Annotated in this window: 15 protein-coding genes and 1 riboswitch; of the genes, 10 read left to right on the forward strand and 5 right to left on the reverse strand. The window is 62.5% G+C overall.

The window, feature by feature from the left end; genetic code table 11:
* Window position 1: 1 nt before the first annotated feature.
* Complete coding sequence (locus tag AC5ZG1_RS07785; RefSeq protein ID WP_496132470.1) at window positions 2-1,684, reverse strand: thiamine pyrophosphate-binding protein; 1,683 nt, start codon at window positions 1,682-1,684, stop codon at window positions 2-4.
* Between the two features lie 186 nt (window positions 1,685-1,870).
* Between AC5ZG1_RS07785 and AC5ZG1_RS07790 the strand changes: the two genes are divergently transcribed.
* The 6 genes from AC5ZG1_RS07790 (at window position 1,871) to AC5ZG1_RS07815 (ending at window position 8,542) form a co-directional block, all read left to right on the forward strand.
* Complete coding sequence (locus AC5ZG1_RS07790) at window positions 1,871-3,349, forward strand: xylulokinase (RefSeq protein ID WP_496132471.1); 1,479 nt, start codon at window positions 1,871-1,873, stop codon at window positions 3,347-3,349.
* Window position 3,350: 1 nt separating this feature from the next.
* The gene (locus AC5ZG1_RS07795; RefSeq protein ID WP_496132472.1) at window positions 3,351-4,544 is read left to right on the forward strand and encodes a CaiB/BaiF CoA transferase family protein; all 1,194 of its coding nucleotides are present in this window, start codon (window positions 3,351-3,353) and stop codon (window positions 4,542-4,544) included.
* Between the two features lie 243 nt (window positions 4,545-4,787).
* The gene (locus tag AC5ZG1_RS07800; protein WP_496132473.1) at window positions 4,788-5,756 is read left to right on the forward strand and encodes a sugar ABC transporter substrate-binding protein; all 969 of its coding nucleotides are present in this window, start codon (window positions 4,788-4,790) and stop codon (window positions 5,754-5,756) included.
* A gap of 52 nt (window positions 5,757-5,808) precedes the next feature.
* Window positions 5,809-6,822, forward strand: a complete 1,014-nt coding sequence (locus tag AC5ZG1_RS07805; protein WP_496132474.1) for an ABC transporter permease — start codon at window positions 5,809-5,811, stop codon at window positions 6,820-6,822.
* Window positions 6,819-7,727 carry a CoA transferase subunit A gene (locus AC5ZG1_RS07810; protein WP_463328136.1) on the forward strand — a complete coding sequence of 303 codons (909 nt, stop codon included), beginning with the start codon at window positions 6,819-6,821 and terminating at the stop codon, window positions 7,725-7,727. Before AC5ZG1_RS07805 ends, AC5ZG1_RS07810 begins: the two co-directional genes overlap by 4 nt.
* Window positions 7,724-8,542 (forward strand): hypothetical protein, encoded by an 819-nt coding sequence (locus AC5ZG1_RS07815; protein ID WP_496132475.1) that lies wholly within the window; start codon window positions 7,724-7,726, stop codon window positions 8,540-8,542. The genes AC5ZG1_RS07810 and AC5ZG1_RS07815 overlap by 4 nt, the downstream gene beginning before the upstream one ends.
* A gap of 72 nt (window positions 8,543-8,614) precedes the next feature.
* Here the strand turns inward: AC5ZG1_RS07815 and AC5ZG1_RS07820 are convergent, their stop codons facing one another.
* From AC5ZG1_RS07820 to AC5ZG1_RS07830, 3 genes are read right to left on the reverse strand one after another with little or no spacing between them, the layout of a single operon-like run.
* Window positions 8,615-10,165 (reverse strand): AMP-binding protein, encoded by a 1,551-nt coding sequence (locus tag AC5ZG1_RS07820; protein WP_496132476.1) that lies wholly within the window; start codon window positions 10,163-10,165, stop codon window positions 8,615-8,617.
* A gap of 32 nt (window positions 10,166-10,197) precedes the next feature.
* A complete protein-coding gene (locus tag AC5ZG1_RS07825) occupies window positions 10,198-11,514 on the reverse strand; it encodes a thiolase family protein (protein ID WP_496132514.1) in 1,317 nt (438 codons plus the stop codon).
* Window positions 11,515-11,518: 4 nt separating this feature from the next.
* Window positions 11,519-12,730: an ABC transporter substrate-binding protein gene (locus tag AC5ZG1_RS07830; RefSeq protein ID WP_496132477.1), complete on the reverse strand. Its 1,212-nt coding sequence runs from the start codon at window positions 12,728-12,730 to the stop codon at window positions 11,519-11,521.
* Window positions 12,731-12,971: 241 nt separating this feature from the next.
* Here AC5ZG1_RS07830 and AC5ZG1_RS07835 point away from each other — a divergent pair, with 241 nt between their 5' ends.
* The 4 genes from AC5ZG1_RS07835 (at window position 12,972) to AC5ZG1_RS07850 (ending at window position 18,262) form a co-directional block, all read left to right on the forward strand.
* Complete coding sequence (locus AC5ZG1_RS07835; RefSeq protein ID WP_456643756.1) at window positions 12,972-13,514, forward strand: MarR family transcriptional regulator; 543 nt, start codon at window positions 12,972-12,974, stop codon at window positions 13,512-13,514.
* A 91-nt stretch (window positions 13,515-13,605) separates the two neighbouring features.
* Window positions 13,606-13,805, forward strand: a riboswitch (cobalamin riboswitch).
* A 250-nt stretch (window positions 13,806-14,055) separates the two neighbouring features.
* On the forward strand, window positions 14,056-16,206 hold the full coding sequence (locus tag AC5ZG1_RS07840; protein WP_496132478.1) for a TonB-dependent receptor: 2,151 nt from the start codon (window positions 14,056-14,058) through the stop codon (window positions 16,204-16,206).
* 2 nt (window positions 16,207-16,208) lie between these two features.
* Window positions 16,209-17,657: a PepSY domain-containing protein gene (locus tag AC5ZG1_RS07845; protein ID WP_496132479.1), complete on the forward strand. Its 1,449-nt coding sequence runs from the start codon at window positions 16,209-16,211 to the stop codon at window positions 17,655-17,657.
* A 134-nt stretch (window positions 17,658-17,791) separates the two neighbouring features.
* Window positions 17,792-18,262 carry a MarR family winged helix-turn-helix transcriptional regulator gene (locus AC5ZG1_RS07850; protein ID WP_496132480.1) on the forward strand — a complete coding sequence of 157 codons (471 nt, stop codon included), beginning with the start codon at window positions 17,792-17,794 and terminating at the stop codon, window positions 18,260-18,262.
* Window positions 18,263-18,379: 117 nt separating this feature from the next.
* Here AC5ZG1_RS07850 and AC5ZG1_RS07855 read toward each other — a convergent pair whose 3' ends face one another.
* Window positions 18,380-19,984 (reverse strand): porin, encoded by a 1,605-nt coding sequence (locus tag AC5ZG1_RS07855; protein WP_130223242.1) that lies wholly within the window; start codon window positions 19,982-19,984, stop codon window positions 18,380-18,382.
* Window positions 19,985-20,658 lie beyond the last annotated feature (674 nt).

Raw genomic sequence — 20,658 nt, forward strand, 5'->3', positions numbered from 1 at the left:
ATCAGATCGGATCCTTCCAGACGTTCTCGCTTCCGTCGATGCGGACGTCGATCAGGTAGAAGCGGCCCGAGGCCTTGCCTCGGGCAATCGCGGCAGCCAGGTCTCCGGGATTGCTAACCTTCTCACCGTCGCCGCCCATGCACTTGGCGATGCCTGCATAGTCCACGTCGCCGAAATCCACGCCGATGTAGCGCTGGCCGTGGAAGTGCAGCTCTTCCTGCTTGATGTTGCCGTACGCCATGTCGTTCATCACGATCAGCGTGAACGGCGCCTTTTCGCGCACGGCAGTCTCCATGTCGCCCATGCTCATGCCGAGCGAGCCATCGCCAACGACGGCGATGATGTCCTTGCCCGGCCCGGCAAGCTTGGCGGCGATCGCAGCCGGCAGGCCGAAGGCCATGTTTCCGTAGCCGACCGGCTTCATGTAGGCGCCGGGCGTCTTGATCGGCAGCATATGCGTCCAGACGCCTGGGTTGCCTGCATCGGCAACAATCACCGTGTTCGCATCAATCGCTGCGCCGAGCGTCTGCATGACCCATTGCGGCTTGATCGGCCGCGACGTCGCGTAGGCCGGGGCGAAGACGTCCTTGCGCCACTCCTCCCGCAGCCGCCTGGCCTGAGCGAGCCAGTCTGCGCGCGCGGCGGCATTGGCCGATACCTTGCCCTGCAGAGCCCCCGCGAGCCGCCGCAGCGCATCTGTGGCGTCGCCGATCACGCCCACCGCGACCGGGTAGTTGCGGCCGACGATCGTCGGATCGAGATCCACCTGCACGATGTTCCGCGTCAGCGGCAGCGTCCAGCGCGAGGTCGACGCTGCATTCATGCTGTTGCCGACGACAAGGATGCAATCCGAGTCCTGCAGCAGGTGTTTGGAAACCTTGGTGCCGAAGCGGCTGCGCGGGCCAAAGCATAGATCGTGGTCGCCGGGCACGGCAGAGATGCCGTTGAAGCTCGTCACGATCGGCGCACCGAGCAGTTCGGCCAGCTTCAGCGCGGCCTCGCCGGCCCGCGCGATGATCGCGCCGCGACCAAGCCACAGCACCGGTTTCCTGGCGACGGCCAGCGCCTGGGCAGCCGCCGCGATCGAGGCTTCAGGAGCGACCGGGCGCTCGTTGAAGCGGTAATTCTGCGGGTCGATCGGCTCGAACGCGATCTCGCCGCCCTCGACCGCATCGCGGGCGAAATCGAGCAGAACGGGGCCGGGATTGCCGGTCGTCGCCACACGGAAGGCCTCGCGCACCGCCTGCGGAATGCCCTCGCTGTCCGGCACGAAGCGGCTCAGCTTGGTGAACTGCCGAAACAGCGTGATGTGATCGGCATCCTGGTTATCGTCCTGGCCGATGTGCCGGCGCCGATTGTTGCAGGTGATCACCACAACCGGACTTGAATCGCGGTGCGCACCGCCTACGGCGGTGATCAGGTTGGTAGCCCCGGGGCCGGTGGTCGCGAGGCAGACGCCGGGCTTGCCGGTGAGACGGCCGTAGGCGTCGGCCATATGTGCGGCAGCACGCTCATCGCGCGTCGTGATGAAACGGATGCCGGGCTCGTCATAGAGCGCGTCCATGATCGAGAGCGTTTGGCCGCCAGGTACGCCGAAGATGAACTCCACACCTTCGAGCTTGAGGCATTGGACGACCGCACGTGCGGCTCCGATCTTGGCTCGCGCGGGCTGTGAAGTCGTCATCTGCTGCACTCCTGACTGTCTTTGATATCCGCGGCCGTCTTGGCCATGGCAGCGACGCGTAGCAGAAAAAAACGTTTTCGGAAATCGTTTTTTGTGTCTTTATGCCAGCACGCCAAAACCGACGTACGGGACCCATGAACCTGCCCGCTTCTCCCGCCGCCATCTCCTTCACAGGATCGAGTCATAATGCGAGGTGACCTGATCCTCGCCATCGACGCCGGCACCAGCAGCACGCGGGCCACGCTGTTCGACGCGACTGGCGTGCGGCTCGCACATGCCAGCCGCCCCTTCAGCGTTGCGCTTCAGGCCTCGTTCGCCGAGGCCGATCCTGCATCGCTGTGGGCAGCGGTCGTCGAAACGGTCCGTGATCTCGGCGTCGATCGGGAGCGCATCGCCGCGATCGGCGTCACCGCCGCGATTGGCATGGTGCTCACGGACGCGCATGGGCTGCCGCTTGCTCCCATCTGCACCTGGCAGGACCGGCGCGCGACGCGTGAAGCTGCCCTCATCGAACGTCGACTTGGCGCCGCAACCGTCTATGGCATCTCCGGTCGCCGGATCGCCCCCGAGCTGACCGGGCCGCTGCTGCTCTGGTTCCGCGATCATCAGGCCGACGTCTTCGCCAAAGCGCGCCTCATGCTGGCCATGAAGGACTGGCTGCTCATGCGGCTTTGCGGCGAACCCGTCTGCGATCCCGCGGGCGCTTCCTATTCGCTGCTGTTCGATGTCGGGCGGGGCGCCTGGAGCGAGGACTTGATCGCAGCGCTGGAACTGCCGCGCCACCTTTTCCCGGAGATACGCGACGGCACCGCGATCGCCGGCCGGCTGACCCTGGGCGCGGCGAATGCGCTGGGGCTGCTGGATGGAACACCGGTGGTGGTCGGCGGCCCTGACGGCACCGTCGGCGGAATGGGAGGCGGCATGGTCGAGCCCGGCATTGCCGTCAACGTCATGGGCACCACGGACGTCATCTTTGCCTGCGCCGACCAGCCATGCTTCGATCCGGATCGCCGCCTGGTCCTCAATCGCTTTCCCGTCGGAGAGGCCTGGTGCATCGGCGGTCCCATGGCGGCCACCGGCGGCGCGGTTGCGTGGCTTGCCGGCGTGCTCGGCGCCGACTTGCCGACGCTGACGGCCGAAGCCGCTGCGATCGCCGCCGGCAGCGACGGCCTGATCTTTTCACCGATGCTGGCGGGCTCGCGGACGCCGCGATGGGACGTCACCGAACGCGGCGGCTTGACGCGACTAAGTTTCGAGCACGGACGCGGGCACCTGTTTCGCGCCGCGCTCGAAGGCGTAGCGATTGAAGTCGCAGAGGTCTTCGATGCGCTCGCGACCGCGGGCATGCCGGTGCGCGAAATCCGCGCCGTCGGCGGTGGGGCCGAGTCGTCGCTGTGGCTCGAAATTCGCGCCGCCCTGCTCGGCAAGCCGCTCATCGTACCTGAAATCGCCGAGGCTTCCGCGCTCGGTGCCGCCATGCTGGCAGCCGTCGGCGTCGGACTTCATGCCGACCTTCGGGCGGCTAGCGCCGCGATGGTGCGAATCCGCGAGAAGATCGAACCGGCGCCCGATGCGATCGCCGCCTACGCTCATCTCAAGAAGCAGTATCTCGCCTACCGCCAACACCTCGACAGACTTCCGGTTCAGGAAGCAGGAGATCTTTGACATGTTCAGTGCGCTACAGGGATTGAAGGTCCTCGACGTGTCGCGCTTCATCGCCGGCCCGTTCTGCGCGATGCAGCTTGCCGATCACGGTGCTGATGTCGTCAAGGTGGAGCGCATCGACTCGGGCGAGGACACCCGCGAGAACGAGCCGAAGCTTGGCGGCGAGAGCGTCTATTTCATGACCTATAACCGCAACAAGCGCAGCTTCGCGCTCGATTTCCGCAAGCCTGAGGCCCAGCAGGTGCTGCGCGAACTCGCCGGCAAGGCCGACATCCTGATCGAAAACTTCCGTCCGGGAACGATGGAGCAGATGGGCTGTGGCTGGGAGGCGCTGCATGCGCTGAACCCGCGGCTCATCATGGTGCGCATCTCGGGCTTCGGCCAGACCGGGCCTCTCTCGCAGCGCCCCTGCTTCGACGTGATCGCGCAGGCGACGAGCGGATTGATGGAGCTCACCGGCGACCCGAACGGCCCGCCGACCATGGCCGGCACTTTCGTGGTGGATTACACGACCGCGCTCTACGCCACCATCGGGGCGCTCACCGCCCTTGCCGCCCGCGAGCAGACCGGCAAGGGCCAGCTCGTCGAAGCCACGTTGCTCGAGAGCGCAGCCAGCCTGTTGATGACGGCGATCCCCGAGCAGGCCGTCTTCGGCCGCAGCATGAGCCGCCAGGGCAACCGGGACCGCTACACGTCGCCGGTCAACACCTTCAAGGGATCGGACGGCGCCTGGGTGCATATCGCCTCGGGCACCGATCCGCTGTTCCAGCGTCTGGTCAACGCAATGGGACGCGAGGACCTGCTGCAGGATCCGCGCTTCGCCACCGTCAAGGCGCGCGTGGCGAACGCATCCGCGATCGAGACCGAAGTCCAGGCCTGGGTTTTCAGACACACTGCCGACGCCGTGGTCGAGGCCATGGACCGCGCCGGGGTGCCCTGCGCCAAGGTCTCCACCATGGCTGACGTGGTCGAGAATCCGCAGCTCAAGGCGCGCAACCAGATCCTGACGGTCGACCATCCATGCGCCGGCGCCTATCCGACCCACGGCATCACGGTCACGCTGCGCGAGACTCCGGGCGCCGTGCGCCGACCTTCCCCTCTCGTCGGCGAACACACAAGCGAGGTGGCCGCCGAGTGGCTCGGCTGGTCCCGCGAACGCTGCGATGAGTTGATCGGAAAGCGCGTGATCGGATGAGGGACTCGCGACGCCGGCCTTGGACCTCGGATGCCGATCAGACGTTCGCCCCGCGACGCCCCGCCGCGCTGGCCGACCCTGCAGCCGGAACAGCGGTCTTAGCGGTTGACGTTTGCGGGAGGGCCTGATCAAGTAGGATACAGAAACGTTTTTCGGAAATCGTTTTCGGAGTAGCAGCCCTACGGCGGAAACGTTCAGGGCCGATGCCCCCGCCAAGGGCCGGCCCTTATCGGGAGGGAATCCATGTTCACCATGCGTTGGCTCAAGGCCGCCATGCTCGCGCTCGTTACGGCCGTCGGGCTTGCGGGAGCGATCCCTGCACAGGCTCAGGACAAGATCACCATCGGCGCCATCATCTACGCGCGTGACTCGCAGTACTGGCAGCAGATCGAGCGCGGCATGCGCGACGCGGCTGCGAAATACGGCGCGACGATCACGTTCGGCCTCAACCAGCGCAAGCTGCCGACCGAGGGCCAGGTGATCGAGGACTTCGTCACCCGCGGGGTCGACGTGCTGATCATGCCGCCGCTCGACAAGCAGGGTTCGGTGGCATCCGCCCGCCGGGCCAAGGACCGCAACATCATGGTCGTCGAATACGACACCCGGCTCGAGGATTCCTCGATCGCCAGCCACTCGATCGGCGTCGACAGCCACGAGCTGGCCGCCGCGGTCGGCAAGGAGCTGCGCAAGTACCTGGAGAGCAACGGCGGCCAGCCCTCGATCGGCATCATCACACTGCCGCCGATCAACGCCAACATGCAGCCCCGGCGCCAGGGCTTCCTGTCCGCTCTCGAAGGCTTGAAGTACGAGACTGTCGCCGAGGTCAGCGGCGCCACGCCCGAGGAGGGCGCGAACGGCCTGGAGAACATCCTGCGTCGCAAGCCCGACACCACGGCCATCTGGGCCTCCAACGCCGGCACGCTCGCCGGAGCGGCAGCCGCAGCGCGCCGGGCCAACACGCAGACCAAGCTGTACGGTATCGACATGAGCCAGGATCTCGCCCAGATGCTGCTCGACCCGTCGAGCGCGGTGGAGGCGATCGCGGACCAGCAGCCTTACCGCATCGGCTATCTGACCGTCGAAACCGCGGTGAAGGCCAAGCGCGGCGAAAATCAACCGCGCTACGTCAACGTGCCGGTGCAGCTCTACACCAAGAGCGATCAGCAACCCGTGAAAGAATATCTGGACCTCGTGCGCTCCTTGTCCAACTGAGGCGAGGCACGGAGCTCCTTAGAAGCCTCTCACAATCTTCCTGCGAGAACCCATGTCCATGAACAGCACGCTCGCCCAACCTCGCGAAGGCATCAGTCCGGCGCGACTAAAGGCGGCCCTGGCCTCCTGGCGCGCCGAGATCGGCGTCGGCATCGCGTTGGCGGCACTCATCATCTACTTCTCGGCGACGGCTTCGAATTTCCTGACCGTCGCCAACTTCGCAACGCTCCTCACCCAGACTTCGGTCGTCGCGATGATCGCGGTCGGGATGACGATGGTGATCATCGCAGGTGAGATCGACCTGTCAGTGGGAGCAACCGTTGGCCTTGCCGGAACCGTGATGTCGCTCCTGGTCGTGAAGCTCGGCTGGTCGCTCGTCACCGCAAGCGCGCTCGCAGTCGGCATCGCGGTCCTCATCGGCGCCTTCATCGGCGCGCTGCGCGTGATCTGGGCGATCCCGTCCTTCATCACGACGCTGGGGCTGCTGTCGGCGCTGCGCGGCGTCGCGTTCTACATTAGCGACGGCCTCACCATCGGGCCGATGCCGAAGGCGCTCGATGGTCTATGGTATGGCTCCGTTCTCGGCCTGCCTACACCGGTCGTTCTCATGGCCGGCACGATCGGACTTGGCTGGCTGCTGCTCTCGCAACTGCGCTTCGGGCGGCACCTCTATGCCGTCGGCGGCAACCCGATCACGGCCTCGCGCTACGGCGTGCCCGTGCGCGCCATCCGCATTGCCGTGTTCATCATTGTCCAGGTGCTCGCGGCGATCGGCGGCATCATGCTCGTGTCGCGGCTGAACTCGGGCAGCGCCACCGTCGGCGAGCATATCGAACTCGACGTGATCGCCGCGGTCATCGTCGGCGGAACCAGCCTGAACGGCGGCTATGGTCGCCTGATCGGCACTGTACTCGGCGTCATGTTCGTCGCCGTGCTGCGCAACGGCATGGTTCTCGCCGGTATCGACCCCATCGTGTTCCTGATCGCCCAGGGCCTCGTCATCATCCTCGCCGTCTGGTGGAGCATGCTCCGCCGGCAGCGCACACGTGCGGACGGATTCGCATGAGCAAAGCTCCCCTTGCCTCGAAGTTGATCACCCTGCCGGAAGCCGCCGGACGCGTTGGCGACGGTTGCCGGCTCGCTCTCGGCGGCTTCGCCGTCTATCAGAAACCAATGGCCTTCGTGCGCGAGCTGGTCCGCCAGGGCCGGCGCGACCTGACGATCATCGGATCCGCCCACTCCTTCGATGTCGACATGCTGGCAGGCGCCGGCTGCTTGAAGAGGGTCGAAACATCTTATGTGGGGCTGGAGAAGCACGGCTTGGCACGCAACTATCGCCGCGCGGTAGAAGGCGGGCGTCTCAAAGTCGTGGACTATCCCGAGATGGCCTGCTGGGACCGCTTCCGCGCCAACCAGGATGGCTTCGACTTCTGGCCGGCCAAGTTTCTGGGCGGCAACGATGTCGTCACCTACAACGACGAGATCAAGGAATTCCCCTGCCCCATCACCGGCCGCAGGCTGCACGCTTTCCCGGCGGCAAATCCCGATGTGGTGGTGATCCACGCTATCGCGGCCGACGAGCAGGGCAACATCGTAACGCCGGCGCGGCGGCTGCTGCCGCAGAGCGGCGACGTGCTGATGGCCCGCTCGTGCGAGCATGTCATCGTCACCGCGGAAAAGATCGTCGCAAAATCCTTCATCAAGCGGCACGCCCGTTTCGTCGAGCTGCCCTCCTATCGGATCAGCGCCGTGGTCGAGGTGCCGTGGGGATCGCATCCGACGCCGACGCTGGGGCGATATCTGGCCGATGATACCCATCTCGATGCCTATGTGGCGGCCTCTGCAAACGACGGCACCTTCGCCGCCTACCTTGATGATTGGGTCCGACGGCCGGTGGACCACTTCGCTTATCTGGACAAGCTCGGCGCCGCCCAGCTTTCTCGCCTCGCCGACCTCGGGAGCCTTGCATGACCGCGCCCGCCACCCTCAACGAAACGCTCGCCGTCGCACTGGCCCGCAGCTTTGCCGATGCCGAGGTCGGCTTCACCGGTCTCCTCACGGGGGCCGCGGCGGCCCTGTTCGGGACCGGCATCCCGCTTGCGGCCATGGAGCTCGCCAAGCGCATGCACGCACCGAACCTGACCATCCTGCTCGCTGGCTGCTATCATAACCCGGACTTCAGCGAGATCGACCGGCTGCCCGACTCCGAGCACAGCGCGATGCTGCGCGACCTGCCCTGCGAGTCCCAGATGGTCGACTATCCCGGCCAGTTCGTGCTCAAACGCGGCGACGTGAGCTTCGGATTCAGCAGTGCGGTACAGGTGGACCGCGTCGGCAACATCAACAGTGTTTGCGTCGGTCCGCACGACCGGCCCAAGGTTCGCCTCGTCGGCCCGATCCTGCAGCCCGAGCATATGACGCTGTTCCGGCGCGAATATGTGATGATGCCGCACCATGACCGGCGCAACTTCGTCGAGAAGGTCGATTACGTCTCCGGCGTCGGCTATCCGGGAGGGATCGAAGGACGCAGGAAGCTCGGCCTCGACTGGGGCGGCCCCTGCATGGTCGTCACCCCCAAATGTCTGTTCGACTTCGACCGCGAGGCCGGGCGCATGAAGGTCCGCTCAATCCACCGCGGCGTCACCCGGCCGGAGCTGCAGGACGCCACCGGATTCGACCTCGGCGACCTTTCATCGGTGCCCGAAACCGAGGCGCCGACGGCCGAAGAGCTGCACATCCTCCGCCGCGACGTGGATGCGCGCGGTGTCCTGATGCCCGCGCTCTGACGGATACAGCCGGACGCGATCGGACGCCGCATCGACGGGATCGATCGGGAAAGATGTAATCGATTCACATCGTCAGGGCGCCGGCGTTGGCTGTAGACTTTCCCGCAGCGCCTTCTTGTCCGGCTTGCCGAGTGACGTCAGCGGAATGTCCTGACGAAAGTGAATCGCCTTCGGCGCACAGACCGGTCCTTTCGCCTGCCGGACCCAGGCGATCAGGTCGACCTCCGATGCGGTCATGTTTTCGCGCAAGACCACGACGGCGGTAACGGCTTCACCCCACACGGGGTCGGGTAGCCCAATGATGGCTGCGGCGGAAACGGCCTCGTGTGCGGTAAGGACGTCCTCGACCTCCGAAGGATAAACGTTGAAGCCACCGGTGATGATCATGTCCTTCGATCGACCGACGATGTAGAAGAAGCCGTCGTCGTCACAGCGCGCCAAATCGCCGGTATGCAGCCAGCCGTCGCGAAAGGCATGGGCAGTCTCCTCCGGCCGATTCCAATAGCCCTCCATCACTAACGGTCCGCGGACACAGATCTCACCCAACTCTCCTACACCGACCTGCCCTCCCTCCTCGTTTAAAAGCGCGACCTGGCTATTGCCGATTGGGACCCCGCATGAGGTCAGCCGTCGATTGTCGATGGAAAGATGATCATCTCTTCGCAAGACCGTCACGGAATTGGGGGCCTCGGATTGCCCATAGAGTTGCATGAAGATCGGGCCAAAACGCTCGATCGCTTCGCGCAGGCGGACGGGTGTCATCGGCGCGGCCCCGTAGATCACAAGTTCGAGGCCGATGTCCCGGACGTCATGAGACGCCGCGTGGTCCAGCAGTTTGTAAATCATGGTCGGCACGAGGAAGGTGGCGGAAACGCCATACGACCGTACGGCCTCGAAGAATCCTTCCGGCGTGAAACCGTTGGCCATCACGACGGTGCCGCTCAAGACCAGGACGGGCAACAGGCAGCCACCCGCGCCATGACTGATGGGCGTCGTCGCGAGGAAGACCGGCGCTCGCGGCCACTCCCACTCCGCCAATTCCGCCATCGTCATGGCGACGTGCGTGCGATGACTGTGCATCACTCCTTTCGGCCGCCCCGTCGTACCGCCGGTATAGATCAGCCAGCAGAGATCGCTCGGCCTCGCATTCGAGACCAAGTCGCGCGCGGGAAACGATCCGGCTTCGGCAAGCACGTCGACCGCGGTTTCGCTGGGCCCCAGTGCCATCGCCTCGACGCCGCGAACCCGCGAGACGATCGCACCCGCACGGTCGGCGAATGTCGCGGGGTCGAAGAAGAAGGCCTTTGCGCCGCTGTCCTCGAGCATGAAAATCTGATCTTCCGCGGAAGCAAGCGGATGGAGGTTAGTCAGACGTGCTCCCGAGAGATAACACGCCGCACCGATTAGAAATGCTTCCATGCTATTGCGAGACAGACAGGCGACACCGTCGCCGCGGCGGACCCCGTGCCGTTCGAAGACCTGCAACATGCGCGAGAGCAGCGCTCCGAAGTCACGATAGGTCGTTCGCTTGCCATCGGAGATGAACGCCGTTCGATCGCCGCCGCGCCTGATCGCCCTGATGAGAATGTCACCCATCGTGGACGGTGCGTGAAGTTGATCCATCGATTACCTTTCCGCCATCTGCCGGGCCACGACTAGGATGCTCGCTCGTAGACGATGACAGCGGCGAGCGCCTCTTCGAGTCCGATCACGCCGCCACCGTTCTCCTGGAGGGCAATACGTGCATTCGGGACTTGTCGGGCCCCCGCCTCGCCACGCAACTGGGTCACCAATTCGAAGCACATGGACAGGCCGGTGGCGCCTATTGGATGACCTTTGGAGACCAACCCGCCGGATGTGTTAATGGGTAGCGCGCCGCCGATCTTCGTTGCGCCGATGGCTACGAATTGTCCTCCCTCGCCGACATCGCAGAAGCGCAACATCTCGCTCTGATAGATCTCGCAGAAGGAGGTGGCATCATGTACCTCGGCAACATCGACGTCGCTGGGTTTGATGCCCGCCATCGCGTAGGCGCGATCGGCCGCCGCTCGCGAAAGGCTTGGTTCGTCCGGGAGGCGATACTTGCCGCCAGTCACGGCCAGCCCTCGGATCAGAACGGCACGGCGCTGCACCTCCGCGGGCTGGGCGCGAAGGAACGTTTCCGAGCAAAGCAAAGCCGCAGCGGCACCGTCTCCGATCGGCGCACACATCGATCGTGTCAGCGGGTCTGAGACCATCCTGTCGCCAAGGACCTGTTGTGGAGTCATTTCGAAGCGATATTGCGCATTTGGATTGAGCGCGCCGTTGCAGTGGTTCTTTGCTGCACCGATTGCGATCTGCTCGGCGGTGGTTCCGTAGAGCTGCATATGCAGCCTGGCCTGCATCGCGTAGGTGTCCATCGCTACCGTGCGGTCAGGAGATCGCTGGAATGGCTTTCCCACTTCGCGACCGATCTGCGCGTAATGTTCCTCCCACTCCTGCGGATCGAAACTGTCCAATCCGCGCTCGAACTCCGCGAGCATGGCGGCCTGATTATCTGGATCGTAGAGTTTCTCAACCCCAAGGGCGAGGGTGAGATCGGCATCGCCGGCGCGAATCTCCTTAAAAGCTGCGGCTAACGCCAGGCTGGCGGTGGCACAGCCGCCTTCCACGTTCACGATCGGCGCCCGTTCCGGAAACCAGCCCTCGCGGACGAGCGGAATGAAGCACACGTTGCCGCGCGCAGAGGCTTGTCCCCAGTAATGCATGAGACAATTGCCGAACCAGGCGGCTTCGATGGGCGGGCATTCCTCAAGCTTCGCGTCCGACAGCGCCCCGAAATAGGCGCCTCGCGTGAGCTGTTTGAAGGACTTGTCCGGCCATCGCCCAAACGGGGTCGCATAAGCCCCGAGAACATACACATTGTTGGTCAAACGATCGCTCCTCATGATGAAGGTTGTTCGCGTGCCACTGCGTGCTGGCGCGCTGCGCATTCGACTAGCCGCGTTTCGCGACCAGGCGGCAGGTGCTTTGGTCCAGGGGACGGAATGCCTTGTCGCCGGGAGTAGCCGAGAGTATCTTGAAGAGATCCCACTCTCCCTTCGATTCTTGCGGCTTCTTGACCTGGAGCAGCAGAATGTCATGCAACATGATGCCATCGGCACGAACGCGCCCATCGGGCACCATCGGATCCCTGACCGGAAGTTCGCGAATCTTGTTTGCGATCGCCTCGCGATCGTCACTGCCTGCCGCTGCGACGCTCTTGAGATAATGCAGCGCGGCCGAATAGACACCCATTTGGACCGAGGTCGGCATTCGGCCTTGACGCTTTTGGAAACGTTCCGCCCAGGCGCGGGTTTCCGGCGTGCGATCCCAGTAGTAGCCGTCGGAAACGATCAGCCCTTGCGCCTCTTTCAGACCCACGGCGTGAGCGTCGGTGAGGTAGAACAGTCCGGTCGCCAATCTCTGGCTTTGTGTGATTCCGAACTCGTTTGCCTGTTTGACAGAGTTGATGGTGTCGGAACCGGCGTTCAACAGGGCGACCACATCGGCCTTCGAAGCTTGCGCCTGCAATAGAAAGGACGAGAAGTCCGCCGTATTCAGCGGCGTCTTGACGGATCCCACCACGGTGCCGCCGCTGGCTTTGATCGCCGCCGTCAGGTCTGCTGAAAGCGCCTCGCCCCAGGCATAATCCACCGGAAGGAAGAACCAGGACTTCCCCCCGCTCTCGGTAACTGCGCGGCCCATGGCGTTGGCGAGTGCGTAGCTGTCGTAGACCCACATAAATCCGTACGGCGAGCACGCCTCGGCGGTGAACTTCGAAGTGCCGCCTCCGGCGGCGATCAGAATTCCGGACTTGTTCCTGACGATGTCCTGAATAGCGAGCAGGATTCCGGAGTTCGGAACGTCGAGGATAAGGTCGACGTGCTCGACGTCGAGCCATTTGCGGGCAATGGATGTCGCTACGTCGACCTTTTGCAGGTGATCAGCCGAGATCAATTTCACCGGTTGGCCGAGCACGCTTCCGCCGAAATCTTCGATCGCCATCTGCGCTGCTACGACCGAACCTTTTCCCGAGCCGTCGGCGTAGGGTCCGCTCTGATCGTTGAGCACCCCTATGGTGATGCCGTTTGGCCCTGCATTTGCGGGCGGCGCCGCCGGCACTGCAACAAGAACCGCAATCGAAGCCGTCCAAAATTTCCAGTTCACAATTTCCTCCCATCCTAACAGCTCTGTTGTTTTTGCTCGAAGCTGTCGTGCGTTCCTGCCCCAAGTGGCGACAGAACGACTGTCTCCTGCCTAGGGCCGGTCGCGGCACTGAAACCTGCGACCGGATGGCGACAGATACCCCAATAATTTATATAGTACAAGTTTATTGTGATATTTGGTCGTTGCGGGACGTCTGGCTGGGACCTAGATTGTCGGTTAAGGAGGTGGCGGATTCACAGGGATGGTCGGTTTGGTGAAGCAGCAGAATTCCTCTCACGCCTCTAAGGCGCAGTCAGAAGTCCCAGCCGATCTTCGCAAAAAGACTCTGAAGGCGTTTTTGCTGCATTTCTTCGCCAACGTGATTCTTGCTGCGGACGCCGAAGCCGCACTGGAGCCCTACGGTCTCACCCGCCTGCACAATCGTGTGTTGGTTCTGACCGCGATGAATCCGGGAGCGACGGTCAGTGATCTCTTGCGTGCGATGCGTGTGTCGCACCAGAATTTGAATCCGACCATGCGGCAACTCATCAAGGACGGCCTGCTGATCGCGAAGATTGGCGAAGAGGACCGAAGGCAGAAACGACTCTACCCTACGGCCAAAGGCCGCAAACTTGTTCAGACAGTGCTCCGCCGGCAGTTCGCGCGCCTGGAGGCCGCTTTGGCCGACTGCGGCCCTGATGCGACGAATGCGTTCCTCGCCGTGCACGAGAAGCTTGTAGACAAGGACGATCTGAGATGGGCAGAGCGGCTTGCGGAAGATCCCTCTGGACTCGCAGATGTTTGATACCAAGGACGGCTTGGCCGGCCGGCCCGACGTGGCTTCTCCGCTCCGTCCAGAGCCTGCAATGAGAGGATTGACTTCGGCTCAGACAACCTCCTAGATCACGACTGACGGTTCCCCCTACGGGGATCAAAAGGGAACGCGGTGCGGGGACTTCTCCTCTATGCCGCGGCTGCCCCCGCAACTGTGAGCGGCGAATCTTTCGTCATGCGCCACTGGGAGCCTCGGTCCTGGGAAGGCGACGAAGGGTTGGGACCCGCAAGCCAGGAGACCTGCCGTCAGCCGTGGTCACACGCAAAAATGTCGGTCGGGGAGTACAGACATTGTTTTCGACCGGCGTGCCATAGGCACGTTCGAGCGAGACCTCGTTTGCGGTGACGTGCCACTGACGTCATACCGAGGTCTGCTCGTGCTCTCTATTGTTACTATCGTAAGGCAGCGTGATGCTGCCCGGCTCGCTTTCAGATACTTTCTGCCGGTTCTCCTGCTCGAATCTTCTTCGGCAAAGGCCCAGCAGCCTGAGACGTCCCATGTCTTGCCTCCGGTGAGCGTTATCCAGCCGCAAAAGCCTGCAGCAAAGCGTCTCAATCATCAGCGTTCAACTTCCGCAGCGCGACCTGCGCAGTCTCAGTCGAGCCGGAGCCCGGCGGCGCGAAGCACCACGCCCTCGACCGCAACGTCCGACACGCCATCTCCGACGCTAAACCTGAACAAGCAGAACGCGAGTGGCAGCCGCCTCAACCTCACTCCGCTGCAGACGCCCGCCAGCGTCGAAACGATTACGTCGCAGACCATCGCAGAACGCGGCCAGCATAATGTCACGGACGCGGTCACCCAGAACGCAGTGGGCTTTACCGCGAGCCCGGCGCCCGGCAATGGCGGCCTCTCGTTCAGCACGCGCGGCTTCACCGGAAGCAATTCGGTGATGACGCTGTATGATGGCACTCGCCTCTATGTTGGCGCAGGAACCGTGACCTTTCCATTCGATACGTGGTCGGCGGATCGCATCGAGGTCATGCGCGGGCCAGCCTCCGTTCTGTACGGGGAAGGCGCAATTGGTGGGATCATCAATGTGATCCCCAAGAAACCGGTCACGACGCCCTACAACGATGCCGAGATATCGCTCGACACCAATACGACGCGACGCATTGCGGTGGATAGCGGCGGCCCGATCAATCCGAACGTATCCTATCGCGTCAATGCCATCGGCAACATCTCGAACGGCTGGGTTGATCGCGACGAGACATCGAATGTTGCGGTCTCCGCCGCGGTGCGTGTCCAGGCCGCCGAAAACCTCGCTTTCACACTCTCGAACGACTACAGCAATCGAAGCCCCTCGCGCTATTTCGGCACACCGCTGATCAACGGCGGGATCGACGACACGTTGCGGTTCAAGAACTACAACGTGCTCGACAGCGCGATCCGCTATCAGGATAACTGGAGCCAGTTCAAGACCGAGTGGGACGTGACGGAAGGAGTCAAGGTCCAGAACACACTCTACTATCTGACCAGCCGTCGGCATTGGCGTGATGTCGAGAACTATAGTTGGAATCCTGCAACACGGTTGATCGACCGCACCAGCTACATCGAGATCTTCCACGACCAGGCTCAGGTCGGTAACCGGATGGACGCAACGTTTCGTGGTCATCTGCTGGGCTTCGCCAACGAGTTCGTTGCGGGCTTCGACGTCAACCGGATCGATTTTACCCACACCAACAATTCGCCCTATGGCGGCGCATCTTCGGTTAGTCCCTATGCCGGCGACATGGGGTCTTTTGCGACCTCCACGACGCGAACCACGCCTGGCTACAATGCGATCGTCAATCAATATGCGTTGTTTGCCGAGGACCGGCTGTCGCTAACCGATCAGTTGTCCGTTGTAAGCGGCATCAGGTTCGACCGGCCGGATGTCGACCGCACCGATTACAGGACACCAACGAATAATTTCGATATCTCGCTGTCGGGTACGAGCTGGCGAACCGGCGTGGTCTACACGCCCGTCTCGAACCTCGCCTTTTACGGACAATATGCGACAGCCGTTGATCCCGTCACCAATCTCATCTCGCTGTCGGCCACGCAGAAAACCTTCCAGCTTGCCACGGGCAAGCAAACCGAGGTTGGGGTCAAGCAATCATTCTGGGGCGGCCGTGGTGAATGGACGCTGGCAGGTTACGAAATCGTCAAGAACAACCTGCGGGTCCCGGATCCCAACAATCCCGCCGGCCTGGCGCTGCAAGTCGGCCAGCAATCGTCGCGCGGAATCGAAGCATCGATCGGCCTGGCACTGAATGATGGTTGGCGCGTCGATGCCAATCTCGCGGTGCTGCGGGCCCGGTACGACAACTTCAGCCAGGTGGTGGGCGGCAAACTCGTCAGCTACGCCGGCAACGTTCCGACGAATGTGCCGCAGCAGGTATCGAACGTGTGGCTGACCTGGGACTTCGCGCCGAACTGGTCCGTCTACGGCGGCGTGCAGATCGTAGGGCAAACATTCTCCGATAACGCCAATACCCAGCTTCGCCCCGCCTACACCGTGGTCAACGGCGGACTGCGCTGGAAGCCTGACGGGCAAACCACGGTGGCGCTTCGCCTCTACAATCTCTTCGACACTGTCTACGCCACGTCCGCCCCTTCCGGGCAATGGCTGCTCGGCATGCCGCGCACGGCAGAAGTGTCCGTCAACGTGAAGTTCTGATCATGCGCCGCGCGTTGATCTGGAGAGGACGGCGGTGGCTTTACATCACCCATCGCTGGATCGGCATCGCGACCTGCCTGTTGTTCGCGATGTGGTTCGTCTCGGGCATCGTCATGATGTACGTGGCGTTCCCGCAGTTGACCGATCGCGAGCGCTGGGCGGCGCTGCCACCGATCGCCTGGGACCGCGTGCTCGTGGCGCCCGATCGAGCCATGGCCATTGCCGGTGTTGCGAACTATCCGCGCGATCTTCGCCTCGTCATGCTGAACGATATCCCCGTCTATCGGCTGCTGGACTGGAATGGCGCACGCAAGACCATATCGGCAACGGACGGTCATTCGATCGAGGACATCACGACCGAGCAGGCGCTGGCGATCGCCCGCCATCATCCGAATGCCGTGCATCCAAGACTGATTGGCACAATCGAACGCGATCAATGGAGTGTCACGGCGCGCTATGATCCCTTGCGGCCGCTCCTCCTGGTGTCGCTAGGAGATGAAGCCGGAACCGAGCTCTATGTCTCGGCGAAGACCGGTGAACTGGCGCTCGACACCACGCGACGTGAGCGGATCTGGAATTGGCTAGGCTCGATCCCACACTGGATCTATCCCACGGTCCTCCGCCAGGATGGCGCAAGTTGGCGGCAAGCGGTGCTCTGGATATCAGGCATCTGCCTCGTGGTGGCGGTTACCGGTTTCTGGATCGGCATTCTACGGCTGCGATTGCGCCAGCGTTATGCCCGGGGCAGCGTCACGCCTTATCGGGGATGGATGGCCTGGCATCACATCGCCGGATTGATCGGCGGCATCTTCGTCCTGACGTGGACATTCAGCGGTTGGCTGTCGCTTAATCCGGGCGAGTATTTTGCAGGCCGAGGCCCGAGCCGGGAGATGGCGGTCCGATATGCTGGGCATGATGCGCCGCGGATTGTCGCAGCCTTCCAATCGATGCCTCCGCTCGGGGCGGTCGAAGCTCGCTTGGTCTGGCTCGGCGGCCATCCGCTGATGGTGCTCACCGACCGCGACGGCGATCAGACTGTTGCCGATCCGGCAAGCGGCGCCACGAAGGTGCTTTCCGACGACGAGATTTTCTCAGCGGCGAATAGCTTGTTGCCAAACGCCGCGGTGACCGCGCGCCTGCGCCTCCAGCAGTTCGATGATTATTGGTATTCGCATCACAATGAGCGGCTTCTGCCCGTGTTGCGCGTGGGCTTCGACGACGCGGCTGAGAGCTGGTTCTACATTGATCCGCGCAATGGCGATATTCTCGGCCTCGTCGACAACAGCCGCCGGGCGTATCGCTGGCTGTTCAATGCGCTGCACAGTCTCGATTTTCCGCCGCTGCTGCGCCATCGCCCAGCATGGGACATCGCTGTGTTGCTGCTGTCGCTCATCGGAATGATCATATCGACGAGTGGCATCGTCATAGGCTGGCGGCGACTGCGATCCTAGGGACAATGTCCGGCGCGCGGTGACAGCCAAGAGATCAGGACAAAGGCCGCAGCAGCCAAGCCGAATCTCCTTTACAAAACCTGAGCGCGAGATCAGTATCTCTACACGCGGAGATTTCACGTCGGCAGCTTTCCATGAGAAACTACGAGGCGAGCCGCAGGTTCATTTCGGAAGTCACCGCAATGGTCAGTCGTCTGGAGGCCATTCGCCACTACTGGGCGCGGCATCTCGGCATAACCGATGCTCAGTGGATCATTATTGTTGCCTTGGCCGAGTTAGACGGACGCGATGGCGTCTCCGTCGAGGCCATAGCGAAGACGCTGCAGGTGAATACATCTTTTGTCGTGAGGCAATTGAATCTGCTGGAGAGAGCGGGTCTGCTTCAACGTGTGTCCCCCTCCTCGAACACTCAGCTAGCAACTCTCTCTTTGACAGAAGCTGCCTACGCGCATCTGGCGATGCTGTCGTCTGAACAAGATGCGCTGCATGAGTTCATTCTGGCTGAGTTTGGACGCCCTGAACTCGACAGGGTGATCGACAGGCTCGCCAGTTTGAACCATCAGCTTGAAAAGGCCGCGGACGAAAAGGCCCCGCTATCTTCGTAGCGCAGTCTATCCGAGGCCGCGTCCTCACTGCACCGCATAGCAAACCTTGTCGCGCAAACGGAAACCCCCGGCAATCGCTTGCCGGGGGCCTTGATTAAGATTCCTTTGACGAGTGGATCAGAAGTTGCGCTGAACGCGGACGTTCAAGCTGTACGTATCCTGGTCCCTGAAGTCGTACCGAGCGGTCGGCATCGGCGCCGATGGGGTAAGGATAGCGGAGCCAGTGAACTTCTGGTCGAGATGGAACCACATGAATTCGGCCGAGAACGTCAGGTTCTTGACCGGGGTCCAGCGGGTGATCGTACCGAGCTGCGAGACATTGAAGTCGGGGTTACAGCTAAAGTCGGCACTGACCGCCGAGAGGCGGGCAGCAGTGAAGGTGGAGCAGACGAAGAATTTTGCCGTGTTATCGTAGCTGACCGCCGAGTAGCTGCCGAACAAGCTGCTCGACCAGTAAGGATCCCAGTTGTGGTTATACGCACCACGGACGCCCCATGCTGTCGTCAGATGGATTTTCCCATCAGCACCAAACAACGGGCCCGCGAGGCCGGCCGGTGCCCACACTCCGTCAGTCACCGCCCCGAAGCCGATGCTTCCGAAGGAGCCGAAATTATTGGCGCCACCGAAGATCGTGAAGGGGTTAGGCGATGTCGCCGACGTCGAGATCACCTGCTTGGTGTTACCTTTGGCAAAGGTGGCATCAATCTTGAAGTCGTCGCCGGGGCCGGTCGGGATGTTCTTGATCTGCAACGCAGCCATCACCGCACCACCCCACTTGGTGTCGGGGTGACCGGAGAGTTCAGACAGGTTGGTCGGCGCCGCACCCGGCAGACCGGTTGCACCAGCGGGAGCACCGACCGTATTCAGGACGTTGTAGGAGCCGTTGACTTCATGTGCCGAAGCCGAAATCTGGAACAGACCCCAAGCCTGATCGATGCGGATGTTACCGACGACGTCCGGCGCATGCACACCGGCATAGGCGTTGGCGACAGCGCCCTGTGACGTGAGCGGCACGGTCAGGTTGGCCACGACGGTGCGGTCGAAGACGGTCGGATCATCAAGGCCGATGGTGCCCGAGATGCCGTTGCCGAACTGCGCAGTGTACTGGATGTTGTTCACGCCGGTGACGGTGTCATGACCGCCGAGCAGGAAGGACGAGTTGTTGCCCGGATAACCATGCCATGGCGTCGCGAAGGCCGAAGCCGACTTACCGAAGGTGAAGCCCGCGAACTGAATGAACACGAATTCGACCGCGACATAGCCGCCGCCGGGGGTGTCAAGCAGGTTGGCGCTTGCGACCGGCAGGCTCTGGTTGATCGAGTTCGGGTTGTAGGTGTTGTTGCCGAGCGTCGAGAACTGGAAGTCGGCCTGACCGAAGGTGCGGACGACGCCATATTCCGTTGCTGTGCGGGTATCGACCGTCAGCGCCATACGGGAGCGGGCGGAGAAGTAGTCTTGATAGCGGTTGGTTTGACCCGCATCACCGCTCCAGGCTGGCGCGTTGTAGATGCCGCCGTTGAACGTCGTGTCGACACGCAGGTAGCCACCGATCTTCATGCAGGTGTCGGTGCCAGGGATGTACCAGAAACCGGCGCCGTAAAGCGAACAGATCCTCACGTACTCGACCGCTTTGGCCTTGACGGGAAGATCGGCCGCCTGTGCCCCGCCCATGGCGAGCAGACCCGCCGCTGAGCCGAGGATAAGGCTCTTAACCATCTTCATGTTAAACCTCCAAGTTGCTCTATAAGGAAGAGCTGCGGATCCGCCGGGTAAACACCCTGAAGCTGATTCCCTAGTCCCCCCAAAACCCGTCAAGCCGCTTCGCGCTTTCGGACTCCCGCGAAAACGCGAGGGACTTAAGCGAACCACCAAGAACGGGACGACTTCGGGATGCCCCCCTCCGTCGCTGTTCCATAAGAAACGAAGGTCTCCTAAGGCGCAACAAGAGAGAGAGGACTCCGCAGGCGCCTTCGCTTCTTTTCGGACGCATGTTGCACAAATATCACGGCACCGTGAGTGCGCGTGATCGAATAACACACTGAAATGCTTAGCTTATTTTGCCTCAGCGCCAGACTGAAATTTAGGCACTCATCAGAAGGGAACTCGATAGCGCGTGCGCGGAGAGGTTTACGACGGCATGAGATGTACCCCACGAGAGAATCATCGGGGAGAATCATTCTTCCTTGGTGTCGCCGATCGATTGCTGGACCCATGTGCCTCGCAACCCGCCAAGACCTTGCGGCGAAGGAGCCGACGAAGGCGCAGGCGATCGACCAGGCGATCAATGAGAGGTTGTCGCTGGCTCAAGATCAGGTGCTCACGCTGCAAGATGCCGCATGGCATCGATCTCGCCATCCTGCCGCACATGGCGACCATGGCAGTCCATGAGCTTGCCA

This window comes from Bradyrhizobium sp. Leo78 (assembly GCF_059512425.1).